This is a genomic window from Psychrobacillus sp. MER TA 171 (genome assembly GCF_023713305.1).
Lineage (GTDB): Bacteria > Bacillota > Bacilli > Bacillales_A > Planococcaceae > Psychrobacillus.
Map to the genome: position 1 here is coordinate 48,331 of NZ_JAMAWN010000025.1, position 8,435 is coordinate 56,765.

Here is an 8,435-nt window from a genome sequence, read left to right on the forward strand (position 1 = left end):
GGATTCCTTCATTATCTCTCGAATTGTGGATATAGGGGGGATATGGCTATGAGTAGTTTTGAACAATTGATAGAACGGTTAAGAGTGAATGAAATTGCTAGGGATAAATCATTGGATAGGTTGTTAGCAGCTTTGAAGACTATGGATGATACAGAAATTCATATTGCTCTAAGTGAGGTACTATCTTGGATAGCTAATACACATGAATGGCACAACGTTCGGACTATGGAAGCTTAATAAGCAACTAGAAGAAATAGGTGAAGGTACACTGGTGTTAGGTTTAAGGCATGCTAATAACATGATTAAACATAACTTTAATTTTATTCATGAGCATAAATTAGTACATCAGACTACACTACCTCAGATTTTAACTTTCTATGCTATAGCCGAGCACTGTTGGAGTCATGCAGGTGATGAATTTAAAGGTAAATACCCTGAGCAAAAATTGAATTACGACAAGTATATTGCTGGCAAAGGAATCCTTGGGGTTTGTAGAAAAGTCATAGAATTTCTAAAAGAGGAGAATAATAAAGTCTACTAAAATTCTTAGAAGCAATTATATATAGGGGAGCAAATCCTTTACTCAATTAAATCTGTAGATTTATTTTAGCATCAGAAGGATTCCTTCCTCTTTTATCGAATTGTGGATGAAAGAGGAGGGGTTATTGTGAGAAATCACGCGGTTATTAGTAAACGTTCAATGAACAAATTCATAGTTAGATATGAAAACGAAACGTATCTTTGTCCCCAGGGCCATGAAGTTATGAAGTCAGGTAACGAATTTAATTGTAGAAAATGCAACGAGGTATATAAAATAATAGTTTAATAATTTTAGGGAGTGTCCAAATGGGCGCTCTTTTTTATTGTATAAAAAGGGGGTTGGGGTGATGCCAGAAAGGGTGAATTCCATGCAAAGAAACATTTAAAAAAGTATTGGGGAACATGATGAAATAATACATCAGGGCATTCTTCCACAGTTAAAAGAAATCAAACAAGAACAGAATGAAATGAAGCAACAACAAGAAGTGCTCGCAAAAGAAATAGCTAAGATAGCATTGTCGCAGTCAAGCTTAGAATTAATGGTAATGAAAGATGGTCAACAAATAAGAAATCTACTAGGAAGATTCGTAGATCATTATTTTGGTACTGATGATAAAAAAATTGAAACAAAAGAAAAAGTACCTATGAAAAGGTTCAGTACCACTGAAAAAATAATTTTGGGATTATTTGTTGCCTTAACTGGATCAAGCGGAATAATTGGTGGAGTAATAACAATCATGGATCTACTTAAATAATTGGAGGAGTTTTTTTATTACTTCGGTAACTGTTTCTTCTTTTACTTCTTCTTTAGTTTCTTCTTCTACTGCTACTTCTTTTACTGGTTCATTAACTTAAGCTACTTCTTTTTTAGAGCAAGCACTTAAAAATCCGATAAATAATACTGATAAAGTTAATACGATTTTTTTCATTTTTATTTCCACCCTTTTTCTCTTTTTCGTAATCTGACTGGTATTGAAAGTTACGATTTTTGTCTAGAACAGACTCTTAGTTTCATGAGTTGGTAAATATGTATTTTTCTCCTAAAAAATTTCACCAATATAATAATAATAATATATGAAGCTGTGTTGTATAGTTAATTTGACTTAATAATATGGAATTGTCTATAAAAAATATATTTCAGATGTTGTGTGCGATTCATTTGAATATGAAAAACCACCAACCAGTAATGGAAGGTGGTTTTATTTTTTTATATTAATCCTTTAACGAATCGTTCTGCTTATACCTACTTGCAATTGATTCTAAATCCAACGTTTTGTTATTTTCCCAATCTATTGTTTCGAACGTATCTGCTTCAAATCTTATTGCTAATATTTCTTCAAAATCTTTCTTATCGGATTGGTCAAAGGGAGGTGCATACCATTTAATTGCCACAGATTTTACTTCCTCTATCTTGGATAAGCTTGCTAACATCTCACCAGTATCCTTCATCAAAACGTTTTTCGAACTTTTATCAATATCTTTGTCATATATTTTAACTAAGAAGATACCTTCATCTTCATATACCTGAAATTCACTCTTTGTAACTGATCCAATAGTAGATTCGATAACAGTAGGTTCACCACTACTTTTACTGCATCCCGTCAATATAAACAATGTTGCTAATAATACTAATAACTTTTTCAACCAAAAACCCCCTTGGTGTATATTTTATCATAATGTTAATACATGTAAGAAGGCTAGTATATAAAAAAACAGACAACTATAATCAGTTATCTGTTTCCTCATCTTCCACACTTTTTAACAGCTCACTTAAATCCTTAATTTCGAGTGCAACCATTATTTTTTCTAAAGCCTCTTTCGGATACATCTTGACTTTATTATTAGCGATTTCGCTAATGAGTCTAGTTGTAAGCCCTGTTTTATCCGCTAAATCCTTCTGATTCATATCTCTTTCAGCGAGCAAAATCTTCAGTCTTGATTTCAAATACAATCCCTTCCACCTTCTTTCATTTCATTATTATAAATTTAATTATAAATTATAGAATAAAATTACGCAATTAGTAATTTCATTACTAAAATTCAAGTGTTATTATAAACGTAATAAAGTTACGTTATTGATAATTTAAGTACTGAAGAAAAGAGGTTTGTATAAAATGAAAAGACCTTCAGCGTATATCAAGGAAATATGTCCAAGCTGCCATCCAACGAATTACGTTAAAACATTAGCGAGATTCACTGGAGAATTTGACAAAGAAACAAATGAGTACATCTATGAATGTGTAGGCTGCCATTCAAAGATATGGGCAAACGAACAATGGATTAAGGATAATGCAGTAGATTAGAGAATACGGAAAAGGAAAGTGTGGTGAGAACGATGGCATTTGAGTATCTCAAACAATACTCCACATTTCAAAGTGTGGAGGAAATGGACAACCATGTGGAACAACATATCCAGCAACACTATTTCAATTTAACTGAATCAGAGCGTGCCATCGTTTTTACAATCGCATCACGTTCATTAATGTATCCTGGATCATCACACTTGAAAGCTTCCACAATTGCTGATGCAGTAGAGGTCTCAACTAAGACCATGTATCGTTCTATTAAGAAGTTAGTAGAGTTAGGAATCATTGAAAAGATTGCTCAAACTAAGTTAAACGGAATCAAGGGAGCAAGCATTTATAAAATTTTACCTTACAATGTCCTATCGGAAATGTCCGAACGAGCGATAGTGGATGAAGTGAGTAACGACGTGGTTTGCCCTCCACAATCTGAAAACCAATCATTAGATTCTTTTAATCTTTTAAAATCTTTTAAAACAAGCACTTTACAAGAAATATATAATAACGCTCATGCAGAAAAAGAGGCAGCTAAAGAATTCATGAATGAGTACCAAGTGATGCTATTCGATTTCATGCACAGTTTACCGTTGGTAGATGGCTTCAAAGATTAATTGCATAAGTTGGTATTAGCTAGTGAACTAAATAGCGTACAAGCCTTCCACAAGGCTAAGAATTTAATGGTTAATTTAGCTAGTGATATTGCTGATGGAACACTTACTATTTCTAAGACAATTAGAAGTGTATTTGTAGGTGCATATAACAAGGTTATTGAACGTTCTAATAGAAACATGAGTATTTCTTTATCTGTGGAAGAAGAACCTCATATAAGCAATCCTGTACCTTTTTATGATTGGTTAAATGAGAAACCTTCTGATAGGCAACCAGTGAAAAGTAAGCCTTTGTATTTAGAAAATTGGTTGGAATGGTAAGTATTTTTTTGTAAGGTGATTTTTTTGTGAAAGGTTAACTTAAAATAAAGTGGCAGATTACTTGAAGAAGGAGTTTAAAATAAGAATGTAGAAATGAAAGTAGGAGATAAATTATATTAGGGGGTAAAATGAAAAATAATAATATTTTAAAAACAATAAACTGGGTACTTTTCACAACCATTGTATTGGTGGGTGTTGTTTCAGCAGTAATTACTCTTTATGACTTAAATGCAGACAATACTGAACAGGCTCGTACGGTATTTCGTTGGGGCTTTTTACACACAATTATTTCAGTGACTATACTTTTAATTTCTACTTTTTTAGCTTTGGGTTGGAAACGACTATTTCCTTTTAACATACCTATCGCAATAATAATAGTTGGTTTTTGTTATGTACTATTTTTCCTTACATTCACGATTGGATGGGTCGGTTTTCTAGGTATATTTGGTTTTTTTATTGCATTCGTAACTGGTGTGATCTTAATAGTATCTTACGCAGTTTTCTATTTTCTTGAAAGTCACAAGACCAATAAAATTTAGCTGGATAGAGGTGTATGAAAAGAAACCTTCTTCAACGAATGAGGTGCTTTATTTTAAGAAGGGTTTAAAGCTTTTTCTTATTGAACTAAAGCACAGTTTAGTGGAATAAGTAGGTAAATAGAAAAGGGGGTAATGGAGGTGTTGAAACCAATGACGATGGTCGCAATAGGGTTTTATGTTCTTGCTTTTTTACTTTACTTCTTCAGTTTTCTTGGAGGCTTTTCAATAGGTTTATATGTATTACTTCCTACGATTTTCGTATTGTTGATGGGAATAGCAGTGAATCTTGGGTTATATAAAAAACAGAAATATTATGTAGTGCCAATCAGCACATCAATAGTGATATGCGGTATTACGTATCCTTTATGGCGCTTTTTAGTTCATAATGTAGATGACGCATATATCTTCTTACCTTTTATCTTTTTCGTATAATACATTTTATTTAAACTAATGGGTGCGTTAGTCAAAAAAAACATCAAAGCAAAATGAGCTTGGAGATACATTTTTCAGCTCATTTTTTATGTGTACTTTAAATTAGACATTACCTTTATAATGCAAAGATTTAAAAGGGATATATAATTATTTCCTTTGTAATGATAAGATTTATGATTAATTTACCTAGATTTTAACCCCATTTTAACCCCAACTACAAAAAATGAAATACTTTTTATATAAATAAAAAAACCACGAACCCTGTGATAACAAGGGTTGTGGCTACTATTAATATATGGTCCCGACTGGTCTCGAACCAGCGACCCCCACCTTGTCGAATTTATCTCGCTAATATAATCTAGATAAAGTGAGTTCGACTAGATTAAATAAGTCTGGTTTAATAAGGTTTTTGAGACAGTGAAAATCATTTCAGTAAAACAAGATCGGTACAGAAAATTAATTATGCGGACAAATTGCGGACAAAAGAGTAAACAGGTGGTCTGTATTACTCTTTTAATGAAAACAGGCTACTACAGGTTCGGTAATGACTAATCGTTAAAATGATTTAATTGTTACATAGTTAGAATGTGTTACCTAATAGAATACTCTCTACGTGTATAACAACATATATTCATTAGACCCGACATTTTATAAATAGAAAGTACCTTATTAAAAGTAAATTTATTAATGACAATAGTAACGAAAATTTATATTCATCGCTAACTCTTTAATTACTATTTTCTTTAGTTAGTGGTGAAAGAGTATCAGGATTTTTAGGTATACTAATACGTAAGGATTATTTTCGCGATAATTTTAACTTCTACCTTTACCTTTTTGTGTAAAAATGGAATATTATAACTATTGGTAGTTTGCTAGAGGGGGAGAAGAATGTTTACTTGTGAAGTATTGTTGTATAATAAAGAATATTGTAAAGTGGCTATTTGTAGATGCTCGATGAGGCAAAGTCTATGAAAGTATTGGATGTAGATTTATTTCAAGAAGGGTTGCAGCGCAACATTATTATGTTAGACAGGCTGAGCAGTGAAATGGAAGCTATCAACGATGCAGTGAAGGGTCTAGTTCAGATGGAGGATCAATTAAAGGGAGCAGGAGGTAATGCCATACGCTCTTTTTATCAGGAATGCCATTTACCACTTCTTCATTTTTTCCAGTCGTTTTCTGAACAGTTTAAACAGGTCCTTAGCCAGATGGTGGCAGCACTTCATTCACTGGAACCTGATTCCTCTGGTTACATACTCGAAACTTTCCTAGATGGAGAGCTAGAACAGGGACTTACGCTTATTGGCAAACTCACTGCTAGATTAACAGATGAGGCAAATAGTATTATGGATCAAGTGAGTGATATTGTTGCCCTGCCTCATTTAGACGATAGCGGAGTGCAGGAGGGAGTCATTAGTTCTAAGAGAAAACGTGATGATACTTTAAACCAACTTTATGAATTCGATGCTACTCAGACATACGCACTGAATCCAATTGAACAAGGTTTGCAGATGATGGACACGTGGTTGACGGAAATCTCTGGACTATTCCAAGCAGGGGTCAAGGATATAAACTTCTTGCCGAGCCAATGGGATATCCTTACGTTTAGAAGTGAGATAAGAACAGCTTTGTTCCCAAAAGTATACTTAAATCCAGATGACTTATGGATAAAAGAACAGGAACAGCTGATTGGTACGGAAATTACCCCAGGAACGTTTCGGGCACTCGAGAGTAAAAAGACCAAAACAATCAAAAGAGATACTTATGGAAGCTTTACCCTGTTAAGATTCCACTTGTATGAAAATGGTCTGATCGTCAAAGAATACCAGCTTGGGACAGGAAAGCCAATTCAATATGAAGTGGTCAACAAAGTAGAAGAGGAATTCGATGATGGTGGTTTCCGCGAGCTCGATGGGTACTTTGAGGGTACAAAACTTGCATTTGTTGATTATTTAAGACCGCATGCGATTGTCAAAAAAGGGGTTAAGCTCGCTTTTTCCTCGGGGGCCAAACTATTTAAATATAAAGGCAATCTTTCTGTAAAGAAGACTCCTACGGTTGAAAGCAAGTCTAAGGATAGTGTGAATGGTAGTAAAGAGGCTGGAAACCCTATTAAGGGTACAGATAAGATTGATAAAACATATAGCCGTCCGTCTGGTTATAGAAAAGGCGTTAAGGATGAATCTTGGGAAAAAGCTAAAGGTGCAGACGGTGAAGTGAGGGACCCAGGAAATGGAAATATAATGAATAAAGAACAACCATGGGATATGGGCCATAAACCAGGATACGAATTTAGAAAGCATCAAAAAAGTGCTCAAGAAAGAGGCATTTCTAGAAAACAGTTTCTAGATGAACACAATAATCCAGACCACTATCGACCTGAGTTACCTTCTACTAATAGAAGTCATAAAGGTGAAGACTTGACTGACAATTATTTTGGAGATTAAGATTATAATGAGGTATTAGGAGGGGTATTATGAGTATTTCAAGTGAAAATAAAATAATTGCAAAGTCAGCTTTACAAGCTTTTGGAGGTAAACCGCAAGTTTCAAAATACTGGGATGAAAGTAATGAAGGTAATATTGATATGCTTTCAACCGCTGATAGACCTTATGAAGGCATTACATCATACTCAACAATTGGACTCTCCGACCATTCAATTGAATATACTGTTGATGGAACTCCTTTACGTATAGAAATTGTTGGAGCTAGTGCATCAGAGTATAAACATTTTCCTAATGTGTTGGCAACCTGTGCTTTTAGTATTATGAATTCAAACTTTTTAGTGTCTCATGGTAAAGTTTTTCGAGATATGATAAAGATGTATTATCCTAATAGCGAAATGAAACATATTCTATTTGTGTCACCATTTTTGTGGGAAGATTTAAAGACGCTTGATTTTCCATACAAGAAGGTAGCTTGGTTACTCGCTGTCCCAATTTCTGAGAATGAGTATATATTTGCCCAAGAAAAAGGAACAGATTCATTAGAAGAATTATTTGAAGAGAATGAGATAGATATATTTGATTTAGAACGAAAATCTATATTCTAAATTTCTGTAAAAAAACCTTGAATGGCTAAATGCCTTTCAAGGTTTTTTTTGTAGGGGGCTACTAAAAAACTGTACTGAATTAAGAAAAGTATATCCTAATGGTGTCGAGAGAGGTCATCCCGCATATGAACCGAAGCACGATTGTGATGGCGATGGATGGGCGTGTGAAAAGTGATGGGTTGGGAAATAAAACATATACGCTTGATTGAATAGAACATTTCTTTGGCGTTCCTAAAAGTATGATTAAAATACCTCTTCAAGAAGGTGATATTGTAGAAATACAAAAACTTGATTATGGGTATGAAATAAATATTTTGGGAGAAGAAACTAAAGATATGAAGGATAAAGTTAATACTTTGCTTGAAAAATTGAAGAGCAAAAATTAGAAAAAGCGACTGTAATGGTCGCTTTTTTATTGGCTATGTTAAAGGTAAAGGTTGATTTAAAATACACATAAAAAATGAGCTAGGATATTTTCTCCTGGCTCATTTTACTTTGATATTGCTTTTTACTAAACCAGCTAATAGGATGTCAATATTTTTCTCTAAAATTATTATTAATCTTATGATATACTATTTTGTGCATGACAAATAGCCCTCCAAAAACCTTTTGGAAGGTTTTCTCTTAATTACTTGTAACC

Annotated in this window: 13 protein-coding genes and 1 pseudogene; 12 read left to right on the plus strand and 2 right to left on the minus strand. The window is 33.5% G+C overall.

What is annotated here, in order from left to right:
* Positions 1-48: 48 nt before the first annotated feature.
* From M3627_RS17590 to M3627_RS17600, 3 genes are all read left to right on the plus strand, one after another.
* Positions 49-237: a hypothetical protein gene (locus M3627_RS17590; RefSeq protein ID WP_251556815.1), complete on the plus strand. Its 189-nt coding sequence runs from the start codon at positions 49-51 to the stop codon at positions 235-237.
* Positions 203-541, plus strand: coding sequence for a hypothetical protein (locus tag M3627_RS17595; RefSeq protein ID WP_251556816.1), 339 nt, complete (start codon positions 203-205; stop codon positions 539-541). The genes M3627_RS17590 and M3627_RS17595 overlap by 35 nt, the downstream gene beginning before the upstream one ends.
* A 466-nt stretch (positions 542-1,007) precedes the next feature.
* A complete protein-coding gene (locus tag M3627_RS17600; RefSeq protein WP_251556817.1) occupies positions 1,008-1,295 on the plus strand; it encodes a Rossmann-fold NAD(P)-binding domain-containing protein in 288 nt (95 codons plus the stop codon).
* Between the two features lie 457 nt (positions 1,296-1,752).
* Here M3627_RS17600 and M3627_RS17605 read toward each other — a convergent pair whose 3' ends face one another.
* Positions 1,753-2,184: a putative periplasmic lipoprotein gene (locus M3627_RS17605; RefSeq protein ID WP_251556818.1), complete on the minus strand. Its 432-nt coding sequence runs from the start codon at positions 2,182-2,184 to the stop codon at positions 1,753-1,755.
* Positions 2,185-2,266: 82 nt separating this feature from the next.
* On the minus strand, positions 2,267-2,491 hold the full coding sequence (locus M3627_RS17610) for a helix-turn-helix domain-containing protein (protein WP_251556819.1): 225 nt from the start codon (positions 2,489-2,491) through the stop codon (positions 2,267-2,269).
* A 163-nt stretch (positions 2,492-2,654) separates the two neighbouring features.
* Between M3627_RS17610 and M3627_RS17615 the strand changes: the two genes are divergently transcribed.
* The 9 genes and pseudogenes from M3627_RS17615 (at position 2,655) to M3627_RS17660 (ending at position 8,181) form a co-directional block, all read left to right on the plus strand.
* Positions 2,655-2,843 (plus strand): hypothetical protein, encoded by a 189-nt coding sequence (locus M3627_RS17615; RefSeq protein WP_251556821.1) that lies wholly within the window; start codon positions 2,655-2,657, stop codon positions 2,841-2,843.
* 32 nt (positions 2,844-2,875) lie between these two features.
* Entirely contained in the window at positions 2,876-3,454 is a 579-nt protein-coding gene (locus tag M3627_RS17620) for a helix-turn-helix domain-containing protein (protein WP_251556822.1), read from the plus strand.
* A complete protein-coding gene (locus tag M3627_RS17625; RefSeq protein ID WP_251556823.1) occupies positions 3,455-3,772 on the plus strand; it encodes a hypothetical protein in 318 nt (105 codons plus the stop codon).
* Between the two features lie 128 nt (positions 3,773-3,900).
* Entirely contained in the window at positions 3,901-4,311 is a 411-nt protein-coding gene (locus M3627_RS17630) for an RND transporter (protein WP_251556824.1), read from the plus strand.
* 138 nt (positions 4,312-4,449) lie between these two features.
* A complete protein-coding gene (locus M3627_RS17635; protein WP_251556825.1) occupies positions 4,450-4,743 on the plus strand; it encodes a hypothetical protein in 294 nt (97 codons plus the stop codon).
* A 968-nt stretch (positions 4,744-5,711) separates the two neighbouring features.
* Positions 5,712-7,190, plus strand: coding sequence for a T7SS effector LXG polymorphic toxin (locus M3627_RS20925; RefSeq protein WP_285841739.1), 1,479 nt, complete (start codon positions 5,712-5,714; stop codon positions 7,188-7,190).
* Positions 7,191-7,219: 29 nt separating this feature from the next.
* On the plus strand, positions 7,220-7,795 hold the full coding sequence (locus M3627_RS17650; protein WP_251556826.1) for a suppressor of fused domain protein: 576 nt from the start codon (positions 7,220-7,222) through the stop codon (positions 7,793-7,795).
* 76 nt (positions 7,796-7,871) lie between these two features.
* A pseudogene (locus M3627_RS17655) lies at positions 7,872-7,970 on the plus strand (excalibur calcium-binding domain-containing protein); the annotation flags it as partial.
* Positions 7,971-8,034: 64 nt separating this feature from the next.
* Positions 8,035-8,181 carry a hypothetical protein gene (locus tag M3627_RS17660; protein ID WP_251556827.1) on the plus strand — a complete coding sequence of 49 codons (147 nt, stop codon included), beginning with the start codon at positions 8,035-8,037 and terminating at the stop codon, positions 8,179-8,181.
* The last annotated feature ends 254 nt before the right edge of the window (positions 8,182-8,435 follow it).

Coding starts and splice junctions, on each gene's coding strand:
- M3627_RS20925 (WP_285841739.1), top strand. CDS start 5,712: ATGAAAGTATTGGATGTAGATTTATTTCAAGAAGGGTTGCAGCGCAAC.
- M3627_RS17650 (WP_251556826.1), top strand. CDS start 7,220: ATGAGTATTTCAAGTGAAAATAAAATAATTGCAAAGTCAGCTTTACAA.
- M3627_RS17600 (WP_251556817.1), top strand. CDS start 1,008: ATGAAGCAACAACAAGAAGTGCTCGCAAAAGAAATAGCTAAGATAGCA.
- M3627_RS17630 (WP_251556824.1), top strand. CDS start 3,901: ATGAAAAATAATAATATTTTAAAAACAATAAACTGGGTACTTTTCACA.
- M3627_RS17595 (WP_251556816.1), top strand. CDS start 203: ATGAATGGCACAACGTTCGGACTATGGAAGCTTAATAAGCAACTAGAA.
- M3627_RS17590 (WP_251556815.1), top strand. CDS start 49: ATGAGTAGTTTTGAACAATTGATAGAACGGTTAAGAGTGAATGAAATT.
- M3627_RS17620 (WP_251556822.1), top strand. CDS start 2,876: ATGGCATTTGAGTATCTCAAACAATACTCCACATTTCAAAGTGTGGAG.
- M3627_RS17660 (WP_251556827.1), top strand. CDS start 8,035: ATGATTAAAATACCTCTTCAAGAAGGTGATATTGTAGAAATACAAAAA.
- M3627_RS17615 (WP_251556821.1), top strand. CDS start 2,655: ATGAAAAGACCTTCAGCGTATATCAAGGAAATATGTCCAAGCTGCCAT.